This is a genomic window from Rhizobium sp. SVR5-2C, from assembly GCF_056755115.1.
The window spans coordinates 16,505-42,388 of sequence record NZ_JBNDHT010000020.1 but is presented as its reverse complement, the minus strand read 5'-3'; the positions used below and the strand labels follow the sequence as shown (position 1 = coordinate 42,388).

Sequence of the window (25,884 nt, the reverse complement as noted above, 5' to 3'; positions counted from 1 at the left end):
TGACCTTGCCCCGTTGAAATAATCCAGTTTGAAGTAAGCTCTGGCCCATTGAGAGGACCAGAGAATGAAGCGCAACCGTCTCACGGACGAACAGATTATCGGCATTCTGAAGGTGCCCGAGGCGGGCATGCCGGGGGGTTGGAGGGTAGTGGTGCCGGGGCATGGATCGACGCGTGACAGGCCTCAATATGTGCATCCGCAATCATCGCAGATGCCTCCATGCGTCCACGTATGCAAGCGATACTCTTCGACCGTGGTTGGCTTTACCACCTTGGAAGCGGTGGCGAGGGCAATTTGCCTAGGATCGACCAAGGCAACAGGATGACCACTAGGATATCGAACACAGCCGTTGCGATAGGCATTGAGATAGCCCGCCGGTTTAGCCTCATTGCTTGGCCTCGTCACATGCGTCACGGGCGACGGGGTTGCCGCGCCCTTGCCAGTGAGAAGGGCGGAACAGTTATTCTCCGACGGAGTTCGGTCTCCTGATCAGATCTAGAAATGGGAGTGATCTCATGCAGGATGAAAATCAGGGGCCAGGCTGGTGGTTCGCCTGGGTCGGGCGCCTCAACACCAACATCGGTATGCTCCGGTTCCTTAGCGTACCAATCTGCTTCATAGTCATTTTCGGCACAATTATGTGGGCGATCCTGCCCTGACGATCTCTCTGCGGGTGGCGGGGTGTCGCTTAGACCCGGCTCGTCCATCGGATATGCAGGAGGCATTCTGAAAATCGTTCTGGGGTCATGGCTGGGCCGCGCCGGACCATTGCGATCGGCCCACCCTCCCACAAAGGTTTCTAGAGTCAATCGCACCAGTCGTTTCTATGCCCCGGCCGCCACTCTCGAGCGAAGCCTTCCTTGAACAACGTCTTGCCGATTTATCATTGCCCCGATAGATATTCACCAGAGGCCGGTGTGACGGCGTCTTGTTGATCGCGACGCTCCATTCGATCCGTAAGCCCTTTTCAGCTAAAAGCTCTTTCAGCCTTCCCTTGGCGATTAACGCCAGCTTCCGTTCCTTGATGCACTCCGCGTGCGATCCGATCTCCGGCGTGTCTATCCCGGAGACGAAAGGAACACCTTCCCCAAGAAGCCTCATAATCTGACTGCGCAACAGGCACTTCACCGTGTCGCCGTCGACGGCGACCATCGAAGCACAGACAATCAGCTCGGCAATCATCGCGCCATCCCGCCATGCGGAGGCAGCCCGCGATAGTTCAGCGGCTGATGCTTCAGCCGATACCAGAGCGTAATCGCGCTGCTTTCCTCGAAGCCATAGCAGCCCCATTCCGTGCCGGTGCGTCCATAGGATCACGCCAAGGGGTTCGTGACGAGCAGCCTATTGCCCTTGATCAGTTCGATGACTGCCTCCTGCTCGCGACTTGTCAAGGGGACGTGAAGCTCGTCCGGCGTGAACCAAGCGGCCCTAAGCGGTACGCAGATATCGTACAGATCGATCGGGTACTGAGGGGCAGCCCGAAGGGCCCTCAGGCGTTCCACAATGGCGGCTTTGGTTTCGTCAAGTCGGCTCCCGATCCTCCCAAAAAAAGCCCTACAAGAACAGAACAGGTTTCGGGATATGGTGGCCGCGCGGTACCAGGATGGTGCGCATCATCGCTGGTAGTTGAGGGTCTGGAACACTGCCGCGCGGCCACAGTTTTAACGAAGTGAGTCTGTCGGTGTTCCTGTCCGCTAGCGTACGGAGAAAAAGAACCCCGCCTGTCGGTGGAGAGTGGTTGCGGGGTCAGGTCGTCAGAACCGATGGCGGGATGCGCTGGTAGGAGAGGCAATATGCGCAATCCACCGAAGTATCGAGCGAACGGGCAGTGCGTTCCAGCCCGCTACCGTAGGCTAAAAAGCCTTGCGGATGCGGGGCAATCTGATCCAGAGGACCGCGCGCTTTCCGTGATGGAGCGGAATTGTCATAAGTCGGGTTCCCTGTGGATGGCGCAGGTGGTTACAAGCTGCGATATCCACCGTCTTCTTGCTTGAATCGATCGATCTGGTTCTGTGCCTTGAAGTAGGCTTCTCTCCAGAGCGTGAAGTGCACAGGATCATTCTTGGGATTGTATGGGTTGTCCCCAAGGTACTTGCCAGTCTTGGGCGCCAGCGAACCCGAATGTCTGGCTTGCCAGTGGCTTGTTTTGCTTTCGTCGGTCACTGTGGAAATACCCTTGCCCGGCAATACCGTACGACGAAGGTCTGCCGGAAGACCTTGGATTGCAAAGCGAGGAAGTGGACCGGCGTAAGCAGCGGCCTCTTCCTCGGGTATCCCGAAGTGTCGATCAAGCTGGATGGTAAGGTCGGCGGGAGCCGTCATTCCCTCTCTAAAGAGGCGGATCATCAGCTTGGTTGCGAGGTTGAAGCCCTGAGGCTGTGTAAGAAGTATATCGTCCGTATAGCCGGCATCGCTCAAAACGCCATGCAGCATGTTCATGTTGTCGTCAGTCAGATTTTGGGTGGTAATTGCGGAAGACATCACGTCCTCCTTTCGGTCGGGGCGTTCTTGGCAGCGACTGGAAACCCTGCACAAAAGCATCGCCATAGTATGAGATATAGTAAGAGCCGACTGCCAATTCAAGCAGATCAGCAACTTGATCGGTCACAGATAAGATGCTTAGCCAGTCCGGCCGACGACAAGTTTGGCAAGGAGGTCTTGCTGCAGCTGCTTTTCTACAAGCGCTTTCAATTCAGTTGAGCGCATCTGATTCAGCTTGTCATGCAACGCCATTATTTCGATTTCAGCTTTCAGGTTCACCTCGTAATCATGCGCTGCGTCAATTCGGTCCTTCACTGAATATTCCTGAAACCCATCTCCGCGCATTGCCAGCGTTGGTGGAGGAAGTCAGGTTTGAAATGGGGAGCTGCGTGTAGTCAACGGGCGAGATGAGGGCGCATTGCTGCCATCCGAAACCGATCTGTTTCAACGCGTTCCCTTTTTAACATCGTTGCCAGGCGGATTTGTCAGGATGGCGCTCGTAATCAGGTGAACGAGATGATCCGCCCGCGGCGCGAATGAGGGTTGGTCAACCGCCCAGCCGAGAGCCGTTATCAGAGCGAACAGGTCGTCAGACGATCTCTCGTCGAGACCGCAAACGGACGGTACAAAGCCATCATCGGTCGGCGCCTGCGGGCCCGCTCGTTTCACGCCCAACAGACAGAAGTTGCCATCGCCTGCGCCGTGCTCAACCGCATGCTCGCCTGCGCACGCCCGAAATCCGTCCGCTGCAAAGCAACTACCGCGTAGACAGCTCCATCAAAGACCGGCATCCATTCAAGTCCCGATCCCTGCACCAAAGCCCTGTAAGGGCAATGTAGCCGTGGTTCGTGGGGTAGATCTCGAGAGGGCGCTTTCTGGAATAGGCGATGGCGCTCGGCAATCCGACGGCGGCAATTGAAAGCCCCGCTGGAATGTCGTGACGGAGCCCATTGCGATCGAAGCCAGCCAGGCCACGCAACATCGGACTACTGCCTATCACGCGAGCTCCTATCGCTTTTCCGTGGGGGTTCCTTCCCGCCGCCGGGTATCCGGATTTCTGGTAGTTCCTAAGGTTCAGGTCAGTGTTCGAGAAACACGTAGTTCATCCAGCTGCTCATTCGCAGAAGCACCTTTCTGAGAATTGCGACGTGGTGCCAGTGATCAGTGTAGACGGCGACCTCGGCGACCACGCCGCCGGGCAATTGATACTGGTCGGTAGGTTCGAGCAGCTCGATTTGTGCCAGCGTCTGGCCGGCCGGGATGCGTTCAGGTGATTGCGGGTCGATCAGAGAGCCGGTCGGCTGCAATTGGCCCTGGGCCATGACATCGATGATGCTCTGCACGCGCGCTTTGAATATCTTACCGGGGACTGCTTTGAATGCCACCTCGGCATCGTCGCCAACCCGAACGCGCTGGAGCGAATTCTGGATGAAAGCCGCAGCCAGCATCTGATCGTCATGATTGATGAATACCATGACGGGCCGCAAGGGGAGCGGATTTGCCATCATGCCGGGCCGGAGAAAGACCTGCGTGACGTAGCCGGCGCTCGGCGCGCGGACCGTCGTCTGGTCGAGGTCGTATTCGGCATTGCTCAACTCGGCCTGCAGCCGCGCAACAGTGGGGTTCATGCCGTTTATTTCGGATTCATAAGCGAGCCTTGCCTGTGCGGCCTGAGCGCGCGCCGTGTCGACGGCCGCCTCCGAGGTCAGGTAGATGCCTCGCCGGTTCTCGACTTGGAGTTCGGAATAGACGGCTCCCTTGCCGCTCGACCTTGAGTTTTCGTTCGACTGCTGGAATTTCTGAAAGGCTTGCAACGAGCTGTCTCTTGAAGCTTCGGCACCGGTCACGGCTGCAGTAGCGGCATCGAGTGCCGCCTTCAGCTGCAGCAGCGTCTGCTTGGCTTCGGCCAGCGTGGCCGTTTTCTGGTCCACTGCGAATTGGTAGGGACGTGGATCGATGCGGAAAAGCACATCTCCCTTCTTCAGCAGCATATTAGGCGTCACCGGCACGTCCACGACCTGACCACCAACAACGGGAATGATGGGCGCCGACGTAAAGTAGATCCGGGCGTCGCTCGTATAGGGATGATTATAGCTCATCAGCAGGAGCAGGGCGGAGATTAGAAAAATTCCACCGAGCACAGCCGTGGAAAGCGTCCACTGGTTCACCGGAATCCGGAATATCTTGAAGATCGCGTAGCAGATCGCGGCATATGTAAGGATGAGGAGCAGGTCCATCAGGAGTTTTCCTTCTCCAGCGTTCGCGCTTCGAGTGCTGCGATCCTTCTATGCAGGCGATTTCCGCGTTAGCCTGCGCCTCGGCGTATAACTTCAGTCAGTGCGCAGGCCCAAAGCGCGTTCTCCTGTTGTCAACTGCCCCATTAGGTCCCCAATGACGTGAATGGGCGCTACCATAACGCAGTATCGTCATGGCACATAGGTATTTATGATGGCATTGCATCCGCGATGCGATTAGGACTACCGAACATCTCGAGCTCGGGATGCTCACCATCCGCTGGGTTCCAACGACATGCCCTGTGCGTGTGGTTGCGGTGCGCAGCTTAATCCCTGCGTGTGAGCAGAGGCTTCCTGACAGCGGCTTGAGGGTCCCCAGACCGACCGGCCGCCGCACCCCAGCCCACGCTGCGGCCACATTAGTGATGTAGACAGCTCCATCTAAGACCGGCATCCATTCAAGTCCCGACCCCTGCACCAAAGCCCTGCATTTATGGATCTCAGGGATGCGGCACTTGCCGTCTTGGACGAGCTTGAGCGGCATCTACAAAAGATGCGCGACGATAATCAGCCGGCGCGTCTATCGGCGGCTGAAGCCGTTGCAATTGTCTACAAGCCGCTCGCGGTGCTACGCGCCTTCGCCAACGAAAAAGGCGACTTGATCGATCAAGGCCGTGAGGCGAGCAGTCGGAGCTTTGTAAAAGGAATTCGCACCCAGCCAGATGCGTTATTTTTTGCAAAAGCTGGCTGAACGGGACTCAACAGTCATATGCTGGCGAAAAGATGCCATCACTCTTGGGCCGGCCCCAGGGGAAATTAGGGGAAACACTGAGACCGATGAGAATAACAATCCACCCGAAGAAAGTGACTTCGCTCCACAGCTCTTTCGGCTCTACAACCTTCACTGCTTGGTGACCGAGCTTTCCGGCCGGGCAAACCCTGGCAGCCCAATCGCAGGCTCGGAAGCAGCCTGATGCAGAGCACAACGCTTTATTCACTCTTCATGCCGCCCGAGGACTGTTTTGGTGACTTCGGCCTTGTCTGCGGTTTCACCGAGGTGAGAAATTCGATCTCCTCATTTGATGATGCCTATTTTCTTTCGGTCGATCGTCACGAATACGGAGAGGACGAGGACCAAGCCTTTTACGAGGTTCTGGAAATACGGATCCACACCGACAATGTTCATCCCGTTGGACAGGATGGTTATGATCAGCGCGCCGAGGATTGTTCCCTGGAGGCTGCCGATCCCACCGGTCAGCGGCGTGCCGCCAACCACAACTGCGGCAATGGCATCGAGCTCCAGTCCCTCGCCAAGCTGGGCGGTCGCCGACATCGCACGGGCGCTCTGCAGAAGACCCGCCACGCCACACAGGAACCCGAGCAGGGCGAAGATCGCGATCTTCACACGATCGACGCGGATGCCGGTCAGTAGAGCGATACGCTCGCCCCCGCCGATAGCACGCACTTCGCGTCCGAACACGGTGAGGTTCAACATCACCGCCGCGACGACGATCATGACGATTGCGATCAACAGGGAATGCGGAATGCCGGCGGTACGCCCGGAATAGACGTCCAGAAACATCTCGTCCTCGATGGAGACAGGCGCGCCGCGGGTAAAAAACAGCACGATGCCGCGGTAGATCACCATGGCGCCAAGCGTCACGATGAAGGACGGCACCTTGCCCTTGGCCACGATCGTTCCGTTGATCGTGCCGCAGAGCACGCCTACGGCGCAGGCCGGAATGATGGCGAAGACGCCGAGCGTCGACGATGTCACGGCCGCCACCAGCGCCGACAGCGCGACGATTGCCCCGACAGACAGATCGATCGATCCGGCGATGATGACGAACGTCATGCCGAGCGCGGCCACCAACAGAACGACCGCCTGTTGCGAGACAATCATCATATTGTTGAATTGCAGGAAGCGGGGCGAGGCCAGAGTAAAGATACCCGCAAGAACGAGCAGCAGCAGAATAGGGAAAAAGCGGCGCATATCCACGCGATTGAGCCAACTCTTGCCGTTGGCTGATGCGGGCTCCCGGGCAGACAGGTCGGACATCGAGGCACTCCTTAAATCATGGACCGGATCACGACGTCTTCCGTCGTGGCGGCCGGATCATCGATCTCGGCCGATACGCAGCCGCCGCGCATGACGACGATGCGATCACTGAGCCCGATGAGTTCGTTGAGATCTTCACTGACGACCAGAATGGCGAGGCCGGATGCGGCGGCTTCACGCAGCGATCGATAGATTTCTACGCGTGCCCCGATATCGACGCCGCGGGTGGGATTGTTGAGCAGAAGGACACGCGGAACAATGGCCAGGCACTTGCCCAGCACGACCTTCTGCAGATTGCCGCCACTGAGCGAGCCTGAGCGGGCAGATGCCGAACTGGTCTTGATCGTCAGCCGTTCAATCAGCGACTGGGCGAGCGCATTTGCCTTCTTGCGGTCGAAAAGCGGTCCGCGGCGTGGCGGCTTCGCCATCACCAGATTGTCCAGCACCGATGCGTCGACAATCAGCCCTTCGGCGGTGCGATCGCCCGGCAGGTAGGCGATGCCGGAGCGCCAAGCATCGGCCGGCGAGGCAAAGGATTTCTGCTGCCCTTCGAGCACGACCTTGCCGGATGCCGGCTTCACCGCGCCGGCGGCCACCTCGAGGAGACGCTCGCCACCTGCGCCCTTCAAGCCGCCAATGCCGACGATTTCGCCTTCCATGACAGACAGTGAGACAGGCTCATGGCGATCGGTCACGATATTATCGAGACGCAGCCTTTCCTGCTTCGACCGCGTGATGGCACGTTGCGGATAAAGCCCCTTGGAGAGGTCGCGCCCCACCATGCGGCTCTGGATCTGATCGCGGTCGAGGTCACCCGCCGCGAAATCGCCGACCTTGAGTCCATCTTTCAGAATGGTCAGGGCATCCGCCACCTCTTCGACCTCAGCAAGGTGATGCGAGACGAAGGCGACGATCAGCCCTTGCGCCTTCAGCGCCCGCATTGCGCCGAGAACGAGGTTGACCTCGCGGTGATTGAGAAAGGCCGTGGATTCATCGAACAGGACCGCACGCGGCGACGTCGAAAGTGCGCGCGCCACCTCGATACATTTCCACTGTCCGAGATCGAGTTTATTGAGCGGTTGGCGCACTGATATCTCGGCCGAAAAGCCATCGAGCAGCGCCTGCGCATCTTGCTGCAGTTTCTGGTAGTTCAGGAAGCCGTTGCGCCGATAACGGGCGAACTGCCCTGTGAAAATGTTCTCCGCGATCGACAGGGCCGGATTTATGGTCATTTCCTGGAAGACGAGGCCAACGCCGCGCTCACGCGCACAGGCGGCATTGCGAGGAGCGTAGCGATCGCCATCGATGGTCATGCTGCCGGCGTCAGGACGCTCGGCTCCGGCAAGGATCTTCATAAGGGTCGATTTGCCGGCACCGTTCTCGCCCACCAAAGCATGAATCCGGCCTGCCCGAAGCGTCAGGGAGACTCCCGACAATGCCCGGGTGTTTCCGAAGCTTCGTTCGATATCTTCTGCGACGATCTGCACGGAACACGATCCTTGGTGAGGGGACATACGTCTGGCGGACGCGCGCGGCCGTACTCGTTTTCTCGAGAATGCGCGGGCGGGCTGCGATAAGGCTTGCTGGTCATCAGAGATAACGCCGGCCAGGTCATGCCAGCCGGCGTCGGAGGCCTGATTACTTCGAGTATTTCAGCTCGAACGACGCGGCAGCGGCGTTAGGCGTGTAGGTCTTGGAATGCGCCTTGAAATCGTAAGGCGGCACACCTCCCGGGAAATCGGCTTGGAACTGCGCGACACGGTCCTTGGTCAAAGGCAACAGCGTCAGCTTGACTTTGTCAGCATCCTTCGGCACTGCATGACCCTTTATTTCGTCATAGAGCATGGTCAGCGCAAAGCCGCCCTGCAGCCAGTGGCCGCCGATATCGAACAGAAGCTCGCCGGATTTGACGGCTTCGACATTCTCAGGATTCAGGTCCATCGCCACCACGAAGATGTCCTTGCCCGGCTGCTTGCCGGCGTTCTTCAACGCCGTCATGACGCCGGTCGCCGTGCCGCCATTGGCAGCCCATACGCCCTTGATGTCGGGGTGGCCCTGATAGAGGGATTCAAACACGGTCTGCGAGGTGTCGCGTACGAAATTGCCGTCGACTTCACCTGCGACCACGACTTCAGGATGAGACTTCAAGGCATCCTCGAGCCCCTTGCGGCGATCGATTGCCACCGATGTGCCTGCGGTACCGTTGACGACACCGATGACTTTCTTGCCGGAGGCGTCAGGCTGGACGGCGGCAAACAGGGCTTCGGCCATCTGGCGGCCGGCATCCTCGTCGCTCGGTCCGACAAAAGCGCGATAATTCGGAAAACGTGAGGTCTGCGGATCGAAATCGGGATAGCTGTCGGTCAGGATGACAGGAATGTTGGCGTCCTTGGCGAAGGTCAGGCCTCGGGCAGCAGTCGCCCAATAGGGTGTGAAGATGATGCCATCAGCCGGCTTTGCGACCAGATCCTCCAGCGACTTGATCATCTGATCCGGCTTGTTATCGGCGTTGAGGACAACAAGATCGACGCCAAGCTCGTCGGCCCCCTTCTTCATGAAGTCGACGTAATTGTTCCAGAACTGCGCCGCCAGTGTCGGCACGACCACGCCGATCGTCGGCCTGCCGGAATCGGCGGCAGCGGCGGTCGTGACGCTCAAAAGCAACGGCGCGACAACTGAGACCATTACCTTGCGGATGTGTTCAGCGATCATGTTTTCCTCCCAAACCGGCTAGACTGGCAAGATCTGACCGGGCCGGAGCCGATCAGACTGGAAATGGCACAAGGTCCAGGTCACCGCCGCATCAAGGTCATCCGCTCACGCCCGCGACATGGTCACGGCAAGCTCAATGGCTTCAATCAGGCTGGTTTCGCTAGCGATACCTTTTCCGGCGATGTCGAATGCGGTGCCGTGATCGACAGAAGTCCGGATGATCGGCAGGCCGAGCGTGGCATTCACGCTGCTGAGCGCCTCCATGCGCCCGGTCTTCTCATCCACCGAGGATCCCAGCAATTTCACGGGGATATGCCCCTGATCGTGATGCATTGCGACGACAGCATCGAATTGGCGTGCGCGCAGCTTCACGAACACCATGTCGCCCACCTGCCCTTCGACGTCAAAACCGTCTTCGCGCAGCGCGTTGATGGCGGGCTCGACCACATCGATATCCTGCCGGCCGAAGAGGCCACCCTCCCCTGCATGCGGATTGAGCGCGGCGATGGCGATTGTAGGCCGTTCCAGCCCAAGGATGTGCAACGCGCCGTCGGTGAGGGCAACGACACGGCTGAACTTTGGCTTGACGTGTTTTGGAACATCTTCCTGAGCGATATGTCTGGTGATGCGGCCCACTCGCACGTTTCGGTAGGCGCGTAGCCTCGCACTATCAAGCGCATCCTTGCTGGACTGGCAGGCGCAAATGGCGTCCGCCACACCGCTTAAGGCAAGCTTGACCATCGAGGCGGTCGCATCGAAGGCAATCTTGCCGCCGGCTGCCATGGATTGAGTGACCGGCACGCCGGCCCGCGCTGGATCAACGTCAACGAACGGCAGTCCAGACGCACGTCCATAAGCCGCAGTGTCGTGATCCGATTGGTGGCGGGACTCCCGATCGTTCATCATCTGGCCCGATCGAGGCGGTCGATTGCCTTGACGTTTTCAGCGGAGGAACCGTCCGGATCGAAGCTGGAGGCAAGGAATGCGTCGATCGCCTTGGCAAGCTCCGGGCCGATCACCCGCGCGCTCATAGCGATGATCTGGGCGTTGTTCGACTTTGCCGCGCGCTCTGCCGAATAGGTGTCATGCGTCAACGCGGCCCGGATTCCCAGAACCTTGTTGCGCGAAATCGATACGCCGATGCCTGTTCCCCAGAACAGCACTGCCCGCTCATATTCACCGTCAAGAACCTTCTGAGACACGTCGGCATAAAAGCCTGGCTCGCTCAGGTCCGCCACCGTCATATCGGGTTTACCAGACAGGTGCGAGGCGGTGACATCTAGCAGAGGTTTACCAGCTCCGTCCGCTCCGATTGCGATCTTCATGAGGTTTTCCTTTCAGGCTTCTCGATTCCGGCGCACCAAAGCCTTCTAACTTTTTATATGATTGCGCATAACTTGACATTTGTCGAGCGTCTATTGAATATTGTCATGAAAGCGCCGGGCAGAGATTTTTCAATGTCGATCGTCCGCCGGGAGGGTCCGTAAGGTGCTTGTATGGAGGAATATCAAGGTGGAGTTTCTGCTCGAAGTGGGAGGACTGAAGAAGTCCTTTGGCGGTGTCGCAGCTTTGCGCGATGGTCATTTCCAACTTCGTGCCGGCTCGGTTCATGCGCTGTGTGGCGGCAATGGTGCCGGCAAGTCGACCTTCCTGAAAATCCTGATGGGCATTCACAAGCGCGACGCCGGCTCGATCCGCCGCCGTGGGAGGGACGTCGAATTTTTGAGCCCCGCAGATGCGCTTTCATCAGGCATCGCGATCATCGAGCAGGAGCTGAGCCCGGTTCCGCATATGACAGTGGCCGAGAATATCTATCTCGGCCGTGAGCCATCCGCCCGTTTCGGCGGTATCGACTTCCGCAGCATGAACAAGGCGGCGCAGAAGCTGCTCGACGGGCTGGAATTCGATATTCGCGCCACGCAATACATGATGAACCTGTCTGTCGCGCAGATGCAGCTGGTGGAGATCGCCAAGGCGCTCAGCCACGATGCCGAGGTCATCTTCATGGACGAGCCGACATCGGCGATCGGCGAGCGCGAAGCTCAGCAACTCTTCGCGGCGATCCGTCGCTTGCAGGCGCAGGGTCGCGGTATCGTCTACGTCTCGCACCGGCTCTCAGAAATCTTCCAAATCGCCGATTCCTATACGGTCTTCCGCGACGGCTCCTTTGTCGGTGCCGGCGCCTTGTCGGAGATCGACCGGCCGAGCCTGATCCGCATGATCGTCGGGCGCGAACTGTCAGAAGAATACGTCAAGACCAATATGCCGACATCAGAGATCGGTCTGGAGGTCAGTGCGCTCTCCTGCCCGAACAAAATCGAGGATATTTCCTTTGTCGCTCGCAAGGGGGAGATCTTCGGCATTTACGGCCTTATGGGCTCCGGCCGCACGGAAATCTTCAATTGCCTCTTCGGCCTCGACAAGCCATCGACCGGACGCGTTGCAGTGGATGGCGCGCCGATCTCGGTTTCAAAGCCTTCGGATGCCATGGCCCATGGCCTGGCATTGGTGACGGAGGACCGCAAGCAGACCGGCCTTAACCTCTCCGATTCCGTTCGCGCCAATATCAGCATGGCGAGCCTGCCGGAGCTGAGCCCCGCCTTTTCCATGGATCATGCGAAGGAAGCGGATGCCAGCCGGAGGATGCGCGAGCAATTTCAGATCAAGGCAGCGCGCGACACGATGCCGGTATCCGGTCTTTCCGGTGGCAACCAGCAGAAGGTCGTTCTCGGCAAGTGGTTCCTGCGCAATCCCAAGGTCCTGCTGCTGGACGAACCGACGCGCGGTGTCGATGTGGGCGCCAAGCGTGAAATCTACCGCATCATCTGCGACTTCGCCGGAGGTGGCGGCACCGTGGTGATGATCTCATCGGAAATCGACGAAGTTCTCGGCATGTCGGACCGCATCATGGTGATGCGGGCTGGCAGGAGCGCGGGAATATTCAGCCGGGAGGAGACGAATGCCCAATCACTCGTCCACTTATCGTCCTGATCAGGGTCAGAGCGTTCGTCCGGCAGCACAGGAGCTAGCAGTTTCAGTGAGTGACAATAAAAGTGCGGGCGGTTGGTTCAAGACGGAGCAGCGACGTCTGATCGTGCAGGAATACGGCATTTTCCTCGCCTTCCTGCTGCTGGTCGTCATTCTCTCGTTCTCGAACGAGTTCTTCCTGACCGGTGGCAATATTTCCAACGTGCTGCTGCAGACGTCCATCAACGGCGTGCTGGCGATCGGCATGACTTTCGTGATCCTGACGCGCGGCATCGACCTTTCGGTCGGCTCGGTCGTTGCGCTCGCCGGCATCGTCAGCGCCAGTTTTGCAACGACCTCGCAAACGGCCGGCGTTATCGGTTCGCCCTATCCGGTCGCGATCGGCCTGCTTGTCGGCGTGCTCGTCGGCGTCGTCTGCGGCTCGATCTCCGGTGCGATCGTCTCGCGCTTCTCGGTGCCTGCCTTCGTCGCGACGCTCGGCATGCTTTCAGCAGCCCGCGGCATGACGTTGATCTACGGCGGCGGCCGCCCGGTTCCGGCCCTTACGCCCGCCTTCCGCTGGATCGGCACCGGCGATGTGTTTGGCCTTCCTGCCCCGGTTATCGTGCTTGCTGTTGTTTTTGCGGTCTCATGGTGGATCCTCAACCGCACACGGTTCGGTCGCTACATCTATGCCGTTGGCGGCAATCCGCATGCAGCCAAGACATCGGGCATCAATACCGACCGTATTCGCTTCACCGTCTACGTCATCTCCGGCGGCCTGGCGGGGCTTGCGGGCATTCTGCTCAGCGCCCGCACCGGTTCGGGCCTGCCGCAGGCCGGCGTCGCCTACGAGCTGGACGCGATCGCGGCGGTCGTCATCGGCGGCACGAGCCTTTCAGGCGGCGTCGGTCGGGTGACAGGAACGCTGATCGGCGCCCTCATCATCGGCGTCATGAACAACGGCCTCGATCTGATGGGTATCCAGTCCTACTACCAGCAGGTTCTGAAGGGCGCCCTAATCGTCGGCGCCGTGATGCTCGACCAGAAACGAAATTTCGGAGCTTGAACTCGATCTACAGAAATTCGGGGCAGGCAGCTCGCCGCCCCGTCAGACAGGCAAGCCATGCCGGCCGCCTAAACCCAAAGTGGAGGAAAACGATAGTGAAAAAGCTTTTGATTGCGCTTGCTTCGGCAACAGCGCTGCTGGCGACGTCTGCCGCAGCCCAGGAAAAGATCAAGATTGGCGCAGCACCCTACGGCTTGAATGCGGAGTTCATGCAGATCTGGACCGCGGCCCTGCAGGATCACCCGGCCGTCAAGAGCGGTGAGGTGGAGCTGACGGTTTTCGATGGCCGCTATGACGCGCTGGTCCAGCAGGACCAGTTCAAGACGATGATCACGCAGAAGTACAACGCGATCATCTTTGCGCCGATCGATGTCGATGCAGGTGCATCTGCCGTTCAGTCCGCGGTCGATGCCGGCATTCCGGTCATCGGCTCCAACACCCGCGTCAATTCCGACCAGCTGACCTCCTATGTCGGTTCCGACGACACGGTCTCCGGTTATCTCGAAGCCAAGAGCGTGCTGGACAAGATCGGCTGCAAGGGCAATGTCGTCATCATCGAGGGCCCGGTCGGCCAGTCTGCCCAGATCCAGCGTCTGGAAGGCAACAAAAAGGCGCTTGCCGAGTGCCCGGATGTGAAGGTCCTTGAAGACCAGACCGCGAACTGGTCACGCGCCGAGGCCCAGACACTAATGGAAAACTGGCTGACGTCGCATCCGAACCAGATCAACGGCATTATCGGCCAGAACGATGAAATGGCGCTCGGCGCGATCGAGGCGATCAAGGCTGCCGGCCTTGACGTCAAGAGCTTCGCCATTGCCGGTATCGACGGTGTCACCGACGCGCTGCGGGCCGCCAAGGCCGGCGAAATGACCTCGATCCTTCAGGATGCCCGCGCCCAGGCGCAGGGCGCTCTCGATCTTGCGATCTTCAATGCCAAGAAGGGCAACTACAAGCCGGAATCCGATATCTGGACGACCTATAAGGATATGCCGTGGAATGACGGCAAGGATAAGACCTATAATGTTCCGTGGACCCCGGTGACGGCTGAAAACGTCGATAAACTGCTTTCCACCCGCAAGTGATCCTCCCTGGGGCGGGATGAAGATCCCGCCCCACATCCCGAGAGTTCGAGAAGAAAGCCATGACTGATACCAAACAGGTTGATTTGAACTTTTCCCTGAGCGGCAAGGTCGCTCTGATTACGGGCGGTGCCTCAGGCATCGGCAGTGCCATCGCATCTGCCATGGCTGCCAAAGGCGCGATCGTTGGCGTGGTCGACATCAATGAATCTGTTGCCAAGGCCAAGGCCGACGAACTCGGCAACGGCGCGAAATCATTCGTCTGCGACGTATCCAACCCGCAATCCGTTGAAAAGGTAGTCGCCGATGTGGTGGCCGCGTTTGGTCGCGTCGATATTGCCGTCAACAGTGCCGGTGTCGTCATGCTCGCGCCGGCGGAGGAACTCAGCCTCGATGCCTGGGACAAGACCATCGCCATCAATCTCAAGGGCACTTTTTTGGTGTCCCAGGCGGCTGGCCGCGCCATGATCAAGGCGGGCAGGGGCGGCAAGATCATCAACATGGCATCCCAGGCTGGCACTGTCGCCATCGATCAGCATGTCGCCTACTGTGCCTCGAAGTTCGGCGTCATCGGCCTTTCTAAGACACTTGCCGCCGAATGGGGCAAACACGGCATCAACGTCAACACGATCTCTCCGACCGTCGTCCTGACTGATCTCGGCAGGAAGGCATGGGACGGCCCGCGTGGTGAAGCGCTGAAACAGCGCATTCCATCCGGCCGCTTCGCGTTCCCCGAAGAGATTGCGGCGGCGGCGGTGTTCCTGGCTTCCAACGGCGCCGATATGATCAATGGCGCGGACCTTCTGGTCGACGGCGGCTACACCATTATCTGACGCGCGGTAGATAGGAGTTAGAATGCAGCGGTTTATCAACAATCCGGATGAAGTCGTCGAAGATACGGTGAAGGGTTTCCTCAAGGCCCATGCCGACATCGTCAGGCAATCCGCACAAAATCCCCGAGTGATCGCCTCTCGCCAGGCGCCGGTCTCCGGCAAGGTCGGGGTCATTACCGGCGGTGGCTCGGGCCATGAGCCTGCTTTCATCGGCTATACCGGCCGCAACATGCTGGATGCCGTCGCTGTCGGCGAACTTTTTTCCTCGCCGACGGCAAAGAGCTTTCTCGATGCTGCGCGTGAAGCCAATGGCGGAAAGGGTGTCGTCTGCCTCTATGGCAACTATGCCGGCGACAACATGAACGTGAAGATGGCAATCAAGTTGGCGGCGAAGGAAGGCATCGAGATCGCCACCGTCGTTGCCAATGATGATGTATGTTCCGCTAGCCCAGAGGAGCGAGAAAAGCGCCGCGGCGTTGCCGGCGAAATCTTCATGTGGAAGTGCGGAGCAGCAAAGGCTGCAGAAGGCGCCGGCCTCGAAGAGGTGCAGGCGACGGCGCAGAAGGCGATCGACAATTGCCGTTCGATCGGCGTTGGCCTTGGCCCCTGCACGCTTCCATCGGTCGGCCATCCGAACTTTACCATCGAACCGGGGACGATGGAGGTCGGCATCGGCCATCACGGCGAGCCCGGCGTGCGTGTCGAGCCACTGAAATCAGCCAGGGAAGTGGCCGAGGAAATGGCCAAGATCGTTCTTGACGATCATCAGCTTGCTGCCGGAACCGAGGTTGCAGTCCTCGTCTCCGGTCTCGGCGCCACACCGCTCAACGAGCTCTATATTCTCCACGACACGATCGAATCCGAGATTGCCGGACGCGGGTTGAAGATCCACAAGGTCTATGTCGGCAATTATTTCACATCGCTGGAAATGGTCGGCGCAACATTGACCGTGATGGCGCTGGACGACGAGCTGAAGCGGCTGCTTGAGCTCGATGTTCAGTGCCCCGCGATACTCTAAGGGGAGGCAGAGGTAATGCAGAAATTTCAGAATGGGAAATCGGGCGAGATCGTTCTCTCACTGGCCGACAGGATCATCGAAAATCGTGCCTATCTCAGCGAAATCGACGGCAAGATCGGCGATGGAGATCATGGTGTCAACATGGCCAAGGGTTTCGGCATGGCGGCCGAACGCATCAAGGGTGCCGACATGTCGCTGGCTGAAGCGCTCGACACGCTCGGCACCGTGCTGATGACGGAGATCGGCGGCTCAATGGGACCGCTCTATGGCGTGATGTTCACGCAGTTTGCCGAAACGATCGAAAAATCCGATGCCATCGATGCTGCGACCTTCAGCACCATGCTGCACAACGGCCTCGACGGCATCCAGGCGATAGGCTCTGCCAAGGTTGGCGACAAGACGCTGATTGACACGCTGGTGCCTGCAATCACCGCATTCGACGCGGCTATCGGCAGCGGCAAGTCTTTTGCCGAGGCGCTCACCGCACTCATCGTGGCCGCCGAAGCCGGACGGGATAGCACGCGCGACCTCGTCGCCAAGATCGGCCGGGCAAGCCGTCTCGGCGAGCGTTCGCTCGGCGTGCTCGATGCCGGCGCAACATCCTGTGCACTGATCCTCAAGTCGCTGGCTGATGGCGTGGAGACGAGGCTTCAGCCCGCCTGACAGGTCGGGCTTTGGTGAGAGCCCGTGATCCTCCCTTGCATCACCTTCCCGGCCGCTGCGGCGGCCGGGAACAATCAGGCGAGGGCACGTTGAAAACTGCGGCTTTTACGCTCATCTTCGCCGTCGATTTGGATGAGGGAAACCAGGCAGGATGACCGCTAAGACATCATCGGCGCGAAAGAATGGTACCGCTGATATCGCGGCCGAACCTATCCCGTTGCGTTACGGCGACGACCCCTACGTATGGGCGTGCTGGCTTTATTACGAAGACGGTATGACCCAGGGTGATATTGCCGAAACGATGGGAATCTCGCGCGCGACGGTGAACAGCTACCTCGCCGATGCGCGTGCCCGCGGCATCGTCAACATATCCATCGAACCGGCGCGACTAAGCTCGCTGACCATCGCCCAGGAACTGAAACGGCACTTCGGGCTGCACGACTGTCTGGTCGTGCCGAGCGACGACAGTGCCCGTCCATTGATCGAACGGCTGGGCTCTGCTGGCGCCCAGGCCCTACAGAAGATCCTGAAGTCCGGCGACACACTCGCGGTCGTCTGGGGGCGCACGATCTTGGCGGTCGGTGAACAAGCTTCCATATCGGGGCTGCAGGACATGACCGTTGTGCAGGCAACCGGCGGAACGAACGCGACTTTTGCTTATACGCCCGAGCTTTGTGCTGCGGCCTTTGCCGATGCAGTCGATGCCAAGCTCATCAATATTGCAGCACCTGCCATCGTCTCCAGCCCCGCGGTCCGAGACATACTCCTGCGGGAGCCGCTGATCGACCGGCAGTTCGAGGCGCTTTCACAGGCAAACAAGGTGATCTTCGGTATCGCCTCCATGCGACCGAATTCCACCATCCACACAAGCGGCTTTTTCGATTCCGTTTCGTTGCAGGACTATCTGGCCAAGGATGCCACCGGTGTGGTGGCCGGCCGCTTCATCGACGGCCATGGACGCTCCGTCGCAGGACCGTTGGACGACTGCACGGTCGGCATTTCGCTCGAGTTGCTGAAGAAGATCAAGACGCGCATCGCCGTTGCAGGCGGCTTTGACAAAGTGCCGGCTATTCTTGCCGCGCTTCGCGGCGGCTATGTCAATGTCCTCATCACCGACGCTGCTACCGGCCGCGGCATCTTGAACGCCGATGGCGTTACGGAAGTCGACCAGAAGATCTCCCAGCGCCCACGTGTAGAAAGCGAGAGCTCCGCTCAATCCAACAGCCTCCGGACCCATATCAAGAAGTTCCTCAACAACCCCGATGATGTCGTCGAGGAAATGCTCGACGGTGTCGTCAAAGCGCACGCGAGCTACCTTCGACCGGTCGACAGTTCCAACCGCGCGCTCGTTGCCCGATCCGGCCCGCGCGAGGGTAAGGTCGGACTGGTCGTCGGCGGGGGTACGGGCCACGAGCCGGCTTTTCTCGGTTATGTCGGCAAGGGGCTCGCCGACGCTGTTGCTGTCGGCAATATCTTTTCCTCGCCGCCTCCGGGACCAATCCTGCAATGCGCAAAGGCTGCCTCCGGCGGCAAGGGCGTGCTCTTCGTCTATGGAAACTACGCCGGCGACGTCATGAATTTCGAAATGGCAGCCGAAATGGCTGCAGACGACAATATCGAGGTGCGCACGGTGGTGACGACCGACGATATTTCGTCTTCCGCGCTGGAAGACAGGGACGGGCGCCGCGGTGTCGCAGGCAATTTTTTCATTTTCAAGATTGCCGGTGCGGCCTGCGATCAGGGTCTGTCACTCGATGCCTGCGAACTAGCGACGCGCAAGGCCAATGCCCGCACCTTCACAATGGGGGTCGCGCTGGAGCCATGTTCGCTGCCGCAAACCAGACGGCATAATTTCGAGATAGGTCCGGACGACATGGAAATCGGCATGGGTATTCATGGCGAACCCGGCGTGATGCGGGAAAAGATGAGGAGTGCCGATGGTATCGTCGACGTTGTGATGGATCGAATATTCTCGGAGATGAAACCCATCTCGGGAGACCGCGTCGCTGTTCTCGTCAATTCTTTCGGCGGCACACCATTGATGGAGCTCTATATTCTCTACCGGCGCGTCGAACAGCGCTTGAGCGCCAAGGGTGTCAAGATCGAAGCGAACTGGGTGGGGCATTATTGCACATCGCTCGATATGGTCGGTGCATCCATATCGATCCTGCACCTCGACCAGCAACTGACGGATCTGCTTCATCATCCCTGCGATACGGCGTTTCTCAGGTTGTAAACTGAAAGCAAAGAACATCTCGGTGACCGGGTTGTGTGAATTGGGAGGATACGCATGTCGGCAAACGCGGCCCGCCGCTTGAGCAGGATGTTTCATCGGATATCGGTCGCGATTTCGGCTGATAAGGATCATCTCTCCGATCTGGACGGCGCGATCGGGGATGCTGATCACGGCATCACCATGTCCCTTGGCTTCCAGGCGGTGAACAGCGAACTGGCCAAGCGCGATTTGGATGAGATGCGGGCCTCCGAGGTATTTTCGGCTGCCGCTTCGGCCTTCCTTGATGCCGTCGGCGCCTCAACCGGCCCTCTCTATGCGACGGCCTTTCGCAAGGCGGCTTTGTCACTGAAGCAGGACGAGACGCTGTCGGTCGCTTGCCAAGCATCCATCCTCGAAGCGATGACATTGGGTATTCGGGAGCGTGGTAAGGGGCAGCGCGGCGACAAGACGATGCTCGATGCATGGATTCCGGCGGCCGAAGCCGCTGCGGCAGCACGTGAGCGGCAGGCCAGCCTTCAGGATATGTGGAACGAGATTGTCGATGCCGCTGATGCCGGAGCACGCTCGACACGTTCGATGGTCGCGACCCGCGGCCGTGCGGCCCGTCTCGGTGAACGATCCCTCGGCCATATCGATCCGGGCGCGGCGTCGGCCGTCGTCATCATAAAGGCGATGAGGGACGCATTCGCGGAAAATGAGCCTACCATTTGAGCACTCAGCGTTGATCGCGAAAGATCACATCTGGTCCTTCGATCCGAAGAGCATGATAGTGTTGGGCATTCGACAATGCAGGTAGTTTCGACGGAAGAGCGTATCACCGCTGACATGGATGTCTTGGTATCAGTCATTCCCGATAGGAAAGGCCGAAGCGCGGTTGTCAATGAGAAAGATCGACCGCTGGCCGATCTCATCGCCTCACGCGCGGCGGCTAATTAGTTGTCGGCGTCGATAATAATCGCGAACTCGTCAGCCGCTCCGCCCGCCATATATCGCACGACGGTTGGTGTAACGGCAGCATTGGGTCTTCCTGCGCCTAAGGGTCTTGCGGTACTTCGAATCGCCGGAGCGGTGACGATACCGGCCGGCCAGAATGATCGAGGTGGGACACAAGATCGTCCTCGATCCGAATCGCAACGACGCTCATGGCGGATGCGGCATTGACTGGCTGATCCGCAGGCCGACGGTTGAAATGTGGATGCGCATCGCCTCCTCGGCGGCCACGGGATCGCGGGCTGATATCGCCGCAACGATCGCGTGGTGCTGCCTGACCATTTCCTCACTGACGCCAAACGTGAAGACGCGACTTCTGGAATTTACCCAGTGCTGCTCCTTGCGCACCGAATTGATGAGCCGGAATACCCCCCAGAACATCGTATTGCGCACGCTTTCGGCGATTTTGGTGTGAAAAGCACTGTCCCACTGCTCGTATTCCCGCGGCGTCGCAGCCTGGGCTGCCCGACGAACGAAGAGCCGCATCTGGTCGATGTCTTTCGGCGTCGCCCGGGTCGCAGCCAAACGCGCCAGCACCGGCTCCACCTCAAGCCTTACTTCGATGATGTCGTTCGGGCTGGTCCGGTTCGTCAACGATTTGAGGCTGGTGGACTTGGGGCCGACCTCCCGAACGAACGTTCCTAGCCCCTGCTTTCTGAATAGCAGCCCCTCGCCCTCTAGTTCATTCAACGCCTGACGGACTGCTCGACGCCCGACGCCAAGCCGCTCACTGAGTTCCCGCTCGGGCAAGAGCCTCTCATCGATGATGAAACGCTCATCCGTTGTCTGGATTGCCTCACGCAGCGCATCCAGCACATTATGTTTGGCCTCTATCGGCACGTCTCACCCCTCAGGTTCGCACCCGCAGCATGAACCATTGCGAACCATTCATCAAGGTATGAAGCGCGCCAATAAAATAAGCAGAGTTTGTTTCTGATTCACAATTCGGCATTTTTCTTGATAAATTGGCTTGACGGCGACGGGCTGATGCCGAAGAAATAACAGCAATAAGGCCTCACTTTATAAAATAATCGAACCAATTCGAATTGGTTCAAAAAGGGGAACGTGATGGACAGACGTAGTTTCATGAAACTTGCAGCCTCGGCTGCATTCGCAACACCGGCTTTGGGCTCAGCGCGGTTCGCGTTCGCACAATCGAAACCTGACTCACTTGCCATGATGACATGGGGTGGCCTTTGGGGTGACGGGATGGCGAAGAATGTCGATGCGCCGTTCGCTGAGAAGACCGGCGTCAAGATCGTCCAGGATCGCGGATCGAGCCCGGTTGAGCGCATCACCAAGCTGAAAATCAGCCTCAGCAACCAGGTCTATGATCTTGTTCAAGTACACGACGGCGTCGTGCCGCTGGCCGAAGCACAAGGTGTTCTGGAAGATCTTGATCCGAACTCTCCGAACCTGCCCTTCCTCGCCGCCGTACCTGATCGCTTCAAGCGCAGAGGCTGGGTAGCGATGATCTATTCGGCGCTCGGCATCGCCTATAACCCGAAGCTGGTCAAAAAGCCGCCGACAAGCTTCGCGGACCTCTGGAACGAAGAATATCGCGGCCAGATCGTCCTGCCCGAGATCACCCATTCGATCGGCCCCTACATCATTCCGATCGGGGCGATGGCTGCCGGCAAGGGCCAGAAGGACGCCGACGCAGGCTTCGACATGCTGGCCAAGATGGCCGCTCTCGATCCAATCTGGGCCAAGGACACGGACACGATCATGAGCGCGCTGGTCAACGAGGAAGCCGCCGTCGGCCTCCTCTACAAGTCGCAGACCTATACGGTGCTGCAGCAGGGCGGCAAGGTCGAATGGGTCTTCCCGAAGGAAGGCGCGATCTCCTATCTCTCCGGCACCGGCATTGCAAAGAACACCAAGAACAAGGCGCTCGCCGAGCAATATGTCAACATGACGATCGATCCGGCGACGCAGGGCTGGGTCGCGCAGGTGTTCAACTATGGCGGCACGCATCCCGACACGTTCGCCAAGCTGCCGGTCGAGCTGCAGCAGCGGGTCCAGTTCTCGCCGGAAGAAACTGCGCGAATCGTCGATCTCGATCAGGAATTCATGTCCGCCAACCGCGGTCAGTGGACCGATCGCTGGAACCGCGTCATTTCGGGCGGCTGATAGACAATGGCGGCGGCCTCGAGCCTCTCAAGGCCGCCGCACCCGATGGCAGGAATCCCAATCTCATGACGATTTTAAAGCTGGCTGACCGCGGCGCGTTCACCGGCACTCCGCTGACGTTTCTCAACCGGTGCCGTGCACATCGGATCCCCGCCTCCGACGACGCCCAAGGATTTGCCGCCGACGGCAACGTCGCTGACGCCGCTGCAAAACTCGGCCTGACCGGCGACGCGGTCGAAGCCCTGCCTGCGACAAGCACGGCACCGCGCATCGCAATCTATGCCGGCGAGGCGATCGGTTATCCCTACTGGGCCTATTATGCCCATGCCTTGCTCAGCCTGGGCCTGACCTTCTCGCCGATCGACGGTCGGGAGATCGTCGGCGGCGCACTTTCGGAATTCGACCTGCTGATCATGCCGGGCGGCTTCGCCACCTGGGGCCTCGATCGCGCCGAAAATCTCGCCGGCATCGATGCAGCGATTCATGCCTTCATTTGCGAAGGCGGCGCGTTCATGGGCTCTTGCGGCGGCGGCTTCTACGCCTCGGACGGTCGGCCGGGCTGGCTCGGTGCGATCGACGCGACGCCCAACTATACGCAGGAATATCTGTCGACCGGAGCGGCGGTTCTCGGCATATCGATCAGCGATCCGGTTCTCGGCCGCGGCCTGTCGGAGGCCATCGAACTGCCCTATTATCACGGGCCGGTCTATTCGAATTCGGCGCGGGCGGCAGTCTCGCTCGGCCAATTCCGCAACTTCATCTCGGAAAGCCGGCTGTTCATCGACAATCCGCTGGCGCCTTCGCTCTTCGACCGCGAGATGAAGAACACGCCCGCCGTTCTTTCCGCCGATCTCGGGCGCGGCAAGGTGATCGTCTTTTCGCCGCACCCGGAAATGGGCGAGTTCCTGCGCAAGGGCATCGTGCTTGAAGCCTACGTCCGGCGCTTTCTTCCCATTCGCGGCTTCAAGGTCATGGATGAGACGCTGCGTTTCTTCATGAAGGAAGATTGCGCAGGCTTCCGGCTGATCTACAACGCGCTCGTCTATCTCCGCCTGTTCGAAGCGCGCGGCGGCAGTACAGCCCTCAAGATGGAGAAGGCGCCGGCGCATGAATTGCTGGACTTGCTGGGCGAGCTCGATACGGCCATGACCGCCTCCTTCGGCAGGCTGGACGCCCTGGCCCGCTCGGAAACCCAGGCCATGCAGCAGCTGCTTGCTGCCGAATTCGCAAGGCTGGGGCAGGAATGGCAGGACGTGCTGGCCGGCATCCGCGCCGAAAGTGCGGGGGGCCGTGTCGATACCCGGCTCGCCAACGCGCTGATCGGTGTGCTTACGGCCTCCACATCCTCGCTTGGCGCCTCTTCAAAACTTACCGAAACCCTGGTGTTGACCGAAATGCCCGTGAGGCTCTGCGCCGCCGGACTGCGTATCATGCGGTGCGACAACGCTCTGGAGACATTATAATGACAACCGATAACCCCGCCCCGGCCGGCTCATCTGACGTGCGCTTCGTCTCGGTCGAGAAGTCGTTCGACACGGCCACCGCCCTGCACTCCCTGGACCTCGAGATCGAGCGGGGAACGCTGTTTGCGCTGCTCGGACCGAGCGGCTGCGGCAAGACGACGACGCTTCGCCTCGTCGCCGGCTTCGAGCAGCCGACCAGGGGACATGTGTTCATCCGCGGCAAGGATGTGACCGGCATCCCGGCCTACAAGCGCAGCTTCGGCATGGTCTTCCAGAATTTCGCGCTCTTCCCGCACCTGAGCGTCGCCGAGAACGTCGCATTCGGCCTGCAGATGCGCCATGTCGCGAAGGACGTCATCCGCCAGAAGGTCGCCGCCGTCCTCGATCTCGTGGCGCTCGGAAAGTTTGCGGATCGCTATCCGCGCCAGCTTTCCGGCGGCCAGCAGCAGCGCGTCGCGCTTGCCCGCGCCGTCGTGTTCGAGCCGGACGTCCTCTTGCTCGACGAGCCGCTCAGCGCTCTCGACAAAATGCTCCGCGAGCAGATGCAGGTGGAGATCCGCCAGCTACAGCGCCGCCTCGGCATGACGACGGTCTTCGTCACCCATGACCAGGAAGAAGCACTGACCATGTCGGACCGGGTGGCGGTGATGAACCACGGCCGGATCCAGCAGGCCGGGGCGCCGAAGGATATCTACGACCGTCCGCGCACCGAGTTCGTCGCGACCTTCCTCGGCGCAAGCAACATCCTCGAAGGACAGGTGCGCGGCCGCGAAGGCTACCGGGCGGTGGTGGATCTTGCCGGCAATATCATAGAAGTTCCGGGAACGCCTGCCGGCCAGGGCAAGCTGCGCTTTGCGCTCAGGCCGGAAAAGATCGTCCTGGATCCGCAGAGCGGCATCCGGGCTGTGGTGAAGGATGTCATCTATCGCGGCGCCCAGACCTTCCTCTATCTCGACATGGGCGGGATTGCGCTGAACGCCGTGCTGCAGAATGCCGCCGCGATACCCGCGGACGTCGAGACCGGCACGTCCGTCGGGCTTTCCTGGGAAACGGCAAGTGCCGTGGCGCTGGAGGATCCGGCATGAGCAGGGTCTTTCCCGCCCCGTCGGTATTCTACGCGGTCGCCCTGCCGCCGCTGGTCATCCTCGGCCTCTTCTTCGTCGTGCCGCTCGGCTATCTGCTGTTCGTCAGCTTCATGACGAATTCGGGAACGTCGCTCTTCGACCTTCAGCCGACATTGATCAACTATGTCGAGATATTCACCGACTCCTTCTACCTGACGATCATCCAGCGGACGCTGCTGTCGACGGCGATCGTCCTCATCCTCTGCCTGCTGATCGGTTATCCCGTCGCCTTCTACGCCGCCCGGCTGTCGCCGCGCGGCCGCATGATCATGCTGATGGTGATGATGGTGCCGCTGATGGTCAGCAACGTCGTCCGGGCCTATGGCTGGGTTGCCATCCTCGGCCGGCGCGGCGTGGTCAGCAGCGCGCTGACGGGAACCGGCATCATCGAAAGGCCGATGCAGTATCTCTATACGTTCGAGGCTGTCACCCTCGGGCTTTTGACGATCCTCCTGCCCTTCATGATCGTATCGCTCACCAATTCGCTGACCACCATCGACAAGCGCTATACGGAGGCCGCCTATTCCCTGGGCGCCAGCCCGTGGCGCGCCTTCCTGCGCGTCACCCTGCCGCTGTCCAGTCCGGGCATTGCATCGGGCCTGATGCTCGTCACCTTCCTGACGCTCAGCGCCTACGTCACCATCGCGCTCCTCGGCGGCCCGCGCTACAAGCTGCTGGTGAGCCTGGTGTTCGACAGCGTCACGACCTTCCGCTGGCCTCGCGCCGCCGCCCTCTCCTTTGCGCTGCTGATCATCGCGCTGATCATCGCCGTCATCATCCAGCTTGTCATCCGGCCCAATCGCGTCCAGGGAAAGGGCTGATC

At 59.7% G+C, this 25,884-nt stretch carries 21 protein-coding genes and 3 pseudogenes; 14 read left to right on the top strand and 10 right to left on the bottom strand.

The genetic code is table 11. The features are described 5' to 3' along the window. Positions 1-805: 805 nt before the first annotated feature. From ACPYOI_RS08295 to ACPYOI_RS08285, 3 genes and pseudogenes are all read right to left on the bottom strand, one after another. Positions 806-1,182: pseudogene (locus tag ACPYOI_RS08295) on the bottom strand (thermonuclease family protein). A gap of 777 nt (positions 1,183-1,959) precedes the next feature. After that, on the bottom strand, positions 1,960-2,481 hold the full coding sequence (locus ACPYOI_RS08290; protein ID WP_168833243.1) for a hypothetical protein: 522 nt from the start codon (positions 2,479-2,481) through the stop codon (positions 1,960-1,962). A gap of 138 nt (positions 2,482-2,619) precedes the next feature. Then, positions 2,620-2,802: pseudogene (locus ACPYOI_RS08285) on the bottom strand (DUF1003 domain-containing protein); the annotation flags it as partial. 270 nt (positions 2,803-3,072) lie between these two features. Between ACPYOI_RS08285 and ACPYOI_RS08280 the strand changes: the two are divergent. Beyond that, positions 3,073-3,249 (top strand): annotated as a pseudogene (locus ACPYOI_RS08280) (IS5/IS1182 family transposase); the annotation flags it as partial. 311 nt (positions 3,250-3,560) lie between these two features. Here ACPYOI_RS08280 and ACPYOI_RS08275 read toward each other — a convergent pair. After that, on the bottom strand, positions 3,561-4,718 hold the full coding sequence (locus ACPYOI_RS08275; RefSeq protein WP_481422771.1) for an HlyD family secretion protein: 1,158 nt from the start codon (positions 4,716-4,718) through the stop codon (positions 3,561-3,563). Between the two features lie 490 nt (positions 4,719-5,208). Between ACPYOI_RS08275 and ACPYOI_RS08270 the strand changes: the two genes are divergently transcribed. Beyond that, positions 5,209-5,466: a hypothetical protein gene (locus tag ACPYOI_RS08270; protein WP_168833241.1), complete on the top strand. Its 258-nt coding sequence runs from the start codon at positions 5,209-5,211 to the stop codon at positions 5,464-5,466. A 324-nt stretch (positions 5,467-5,790) separates the two neighbouring features. Here ACPYOI_RS08270 and ACPYOI_RS08265 read toward each other — a convergent pair whose 3' ends face one another. The 5 genes from ACPYOI_RS08265 to ACPYOI_RS08245 all read right to left on the bottom strand — a co-directional run bounded on the left by ACPYOI_RS08265 (position 5,791) and on the right by ACPYOI_RS08245 (position 10,811). Further along, complete coding sequence (locus ACPYOI_RS08265; RefSeq protein WP_168833240.1) at positions 5,791-6,774, bottom strand: ABC transporter permease; 984 nt, start codon at positions 6,772-6,774, stop codon at positions 5,791-5,793. Positions 6,775-6,785: 11 nt separating this feature from the next. Further along, on the bottom strand, positions 6,786-8,261 hold the full coding sequence (locus tag ACPYOI_RS08260) for a sugar ABC transporter ATP-binding protein (protein WP_168833239.1): 1,476 nt from the start codon (positions 8,259-8,261) through the stop codon (positions 6,786-6,788). Positions 8,262-8,412: 151 nt separating this feature from the next. Further along, entirely contained in the window at positions 8,413-9,486 is a 1,074-nt protein-coding gene (locus ACPYOI_RS08255; protein WP_481422770.1) for an ABC transporter substrate-binding protein, read from the bottom strand. 105 nt (positions 9,487-9,591) lie between these two features. Beyond that, the gene (locus ACPYOI_RS08250) at positions 9,592-10,392 is read right to left on the bottom strand and encodes a PdxA family dehydrogenase (protein WP_481422769.1); all 801 of its coding nucleotides are present in this window, start codon (positions 10,390-10,392) and stop codon (positions 9,592-9,594) included. After that, positions 10,389-10,811, bottom strand: coding sequence for an RpiB/LacA/LacB family sugar-phosphate isomerase (locus ACPYOI_RS08245; protein WP_481422768.1), 423 nt, complete (start codon positions 10,809-10,811; stop codon positions 10,389-10,391). Before ACPYOI_RS08245 ends, ACPYOI_RS08250 begins: the two co-directional genes overlap by 4 nt. 187 nt (positions 10,812-10,998) lie before the next feature. Between ACPYOI_RS08245 and ACPYOI_RS08240 the strand changes: the two genes are divergently transcribed. The 8 genes from ACPYOI_RS08240 (at position 10,999) to dhaL (ACPYOI_RS08205) (ending at position 20,062) form a co-directional block, all read left to right on the top strand. Continuing rightward, positions 10,999-12,477 (top strand): sugar ABC transporter ATP-binding protein, encoded by a 1,479-nt coding sequence (locus ACPYOI_RS08240; protein WP_481422767.1) that lies wholly within the window; start codon positions 10,999-11,001, stop codon positions 12,475-12,477. Beyond that, a complete protein-coding gene (locus ACPYOI_RS08235) occupies positions 12,446-13,522 on the top strand; it encodes an ABC transporter permease (protein ID WP_481422766.1) in 1,077 nt (358 codons plus the stop codon). The genes ACPYOI_RS08240 and ACPYOI_RS08235 overlap by 32 nt, the downstream gene beginning before the upstream one ends. A gap of 95 nt (positions 13,523-13,617) precedes the next feature. Beyond that, entirely contained in the window at positions 13,618-14,604 is a 987-nt protein-coding gene (locus ACPYOI_RS08230) for a substrate-binding domain-containing protein (protein WP_168833234.1), read from the top strand. A 59-nt stretch (positions 14,605-14,663) separates the two neighbouring features. Next, the gene (locus ACPYOI_RS08225) at positions 14,664-15,434 is read left to right on the top strand and encodes an SDR family oxidoreductase (RefSeq protein ID WP_168833233.1); all 771 of its coding nucleotides are present in this window, start codon (positions 14,664-14,666) and stop codon (positions 15,432-15,434) included. A 22-nt stretch (positions 15,435-15,456) separates the two neighbouring features. Continuing rightward, positions 15,457-16,452: a dihydroxyacetone kinase subunit DhaK gene (locus ACPYOI_RS08220; RefSeq protein WP_481422765.1), complete on the top strand. Its 996-nt coding sequence runs from the start codon at positions 15,457-15,459 to the stop codon at positions 16,450-16,452. Between the two features lie 15 nt (positions 16,453-16,467). Further along, positions 16,468-17,115, top strand: coding sequence for a dihydroxyacetone kinase subunit DhaL (gene dhaL, locus ACPYOI_RS08215; RefSeq protein WP_481415791.1), 648 nt, complete (start codon positions 16,468-16,470; stop codon positions 17,113-17,115). Positions 17,116-17,266: 151 nt separating this feature from the next. Continuing rightward, a complete protein-coding gene (locus ACPYOI_RS08210; RefSeq protein ID WP_481422764.1) occupies positions 17,267-19,351 on the top strand; it encodes a bifunctional sugar-binding transcriptional regulator/dihydroxyacetone kinase subunit DhaK in 2,085 nt (694 codons plus the stop codon). 54 nt (positions 19,352-19,405) lie between these two features. Next, a complete protein-coding gene (gene dhaL / locus ACPYOI_RS08205; protein WP_168833229.1) occupies positions 19,406-20,062 on the top strand; it encodes a dihydroxyacetone kinase subunit DhaL in 657 nt (218 codons plus the stop codon). 429 nt (positions 20,063-20,491) lie between these two features. Here dhaL (ACPYOI_RS08205) and ACPYOI_RS08200 read toward each other — a convergent pair whose 3' ends face one another. Then, positions 20,492-21,181: a FadR/GntR family transcriptional regulator gene (locus ACPYOI_RS08200; RefSeq protein ID WP_481422763.1), complete on the bottom strand. Its 690-nt coding sequence runs from the start codon at positions 21,179-21,181 to the stop codon at positions 20,492-20,494. Positions 21,182-21,550: 369 nt separating this feature from the next. Here ACPYOI_RS08200 and ACPYOI_RS08195 point away from each other — a divergent pair, with 369 nt between their 5' ends. The 4 genes from ACPYOI_RS08195 to ACPYOI_RS08180 all read left to right on the top strand — a co-directional run bounded on the left by ACPYOI_RS08195 (position 21,551) and on the right by ACPYOI_RS08180 (position 25,882). Beyond that, positions 21,551-22,474: an ABC transporter substrate-binding protein gene (locus tag ACPYOI_RS08195; protein WP_481422762.1), complete on the top strand. Its 924-nt coding sequence runs from the start codon at positions 21,551-21,553 to the stop codon at positions 22,472-22,474. A 65-nt stretch (positions 22,475-22,539) separates the two neighbouring features. After that, positions 22,540-23,937: a hypothetical protein gene (locus ACPYOI_RS08190; RefSeq protein WP_481422761.1), complete on the top strand. Its 1,398-nt coding sequence runs from the start codon at positions 22,540-22,542 to the stop codon at positions 23,935-23,937. Continuing rightward, positions 23,937-25,022 carry an ABC transporter ATP-binding protein gene (locus ACPYOI_RS08185; protein WP_481422760.1) on the top strand — a complete coding sequence of 362 codons (1,086 nt, stop codon included), beginning with the start codon at positions 23,937-23,939 and terminating at the stop codon, positions 25,020-25,022. The genes ACPYOI_RS08190 and ACPYOI_RS08185 overlap by 1 nt, the downstream gene beginning before the upstream one ends. Further along, the gene (locus ACPYOI_RS08180; RefSeq protein WP_168833224.1) at positions 25,019-25,882 is read left to right on the top strand and encodes an ABC transporter permease; all 864 of its coding nucleotides are present in this window, start codon (positions 25,019-25,021) and stop codon (positions 25,880-25,882) included. Before ACPYOI_RS08185 ends, ACPYOI_RS08180 begins: the two co-directional genes overlap by 4 nt. The last annotated feature ends 2 nt before the right edge of the window (positions 25,883-25,884 follow it).

Coding starts and splice junctions, on each gene's coding strand:
- ACPYOI_RS08290 (WP_168833243.1), bottom strand. CDS start 2,481: ATGTCTTCCGCAATTACCACCCAAAATCTGACTGACGACAACATGAAC.
- ACPYOI_RS08275 (WP_481422771.1), bottom strand. CDS start 4,718: ATGGACCTGCTCCTCATCCTTACATATGCCGCGATCTGCTACGCGATC.
- ACPYOI_RS08270 (WP_168833241.1), top strand. CDS start 5,209: ATGGATCTCAGGGATGCGGCACTTGCCGTCTTGGACGAGCTTGAGCGG.
- ACPYOI_RS08265 (WP_168833240.1), bottom strand. CDS start 6,774: ATGTCCGACCTGTCTGCCCGGGAGCCCGCATCAGCCAACGGCAAGAGT.
- ACPYOI_RS08255 (WP_481422770.1), bottom strand. CDS start 9,486: ATGATCGCTGAACACATCCGCAAGGTAATGGTCTCAGTTGTCGCGCCG.
- ACPYOI_RS08250 (WP_481422769.1), bottom strand. CDS start 10,392: ATGATGAACGATCGGGAGTCCCGCCACCAATCGGATCACGACACTGCG.
- ACPYOI_RS08245 (WP_481422768.1), bottom strand. CDS start 10,811: ATGAAGATCGCAATCGGAGCGGACGGAGCTGGTAAACCTCTGCTAGAT.
- ACPYOI_RS08235 (WP_481422766.1), top strand. CDS start 12,446: ATGCCCAATCACTCGTCCACTTATCGTCCTGATCAGGGTCAGAGCGTT.
- ACPYOI_RS08225 (WP_168833233.1), top strand. CDS start 14,664: ATGACTGATACCAAACAGGTTGATTTGAACTTTTCCCTGAGCGGCAAG.
- ACPYOI_RS08220 (WP_481422765.1), top strand. CDS start 15,457: ATGCAGCGGTTTATCAACAATCCGGATGAAGTCGTCGAAGATACGGTG.
- dhaL (WP_481415791.1), top strand. CDS start 16,468: ATGCAGAAATTTCAGAATGGGAAATCGGGCGAGATCGTTCTCTCACTG.
- ACPYOI_RS08210 (WP_481422764.1), top strand. CDS start 17,267: ATGACCGCTAAGACATCATCGGCGCGAAAGAATGGTACCGCTGATATC.
- dhaL (WP_168833229.1), top strand. CDS start 19,406: ATGTCGGCAAACGCGGCCCGCCGCTTGAGCAGGATGTTTCATCGGATA.
- ACPYOI_RS08195 (WP_481422762.1), top strand. CDS start 21,551: ATGGCGAAGAATGTCGATGCGCCGTTCGCTGAGAAGACCGGCGTCAAG.
- ACPYOI_RS08190 (WP_481422761.1), top strand. CDS start 22,540: ATGACGATTTTAAAGCTGGCTGACCGCGGCGCGTTCACCGGCACTCCG.
- ACPYOI_RS08185 (WP_481422760.1), top strand. CDS start 23,937: ATGACAACCGATAACCCCGCCCCGGCCGGCTCATCTGACGTGCGCTTC.
- ACPYOI_RS08180 (WP_168833224.1), top strand. CDS start 25,019: ATGAGCAGGGTCTTTCCCGCCCCGTCGGTATTCTACGCGGTCGCCCTG.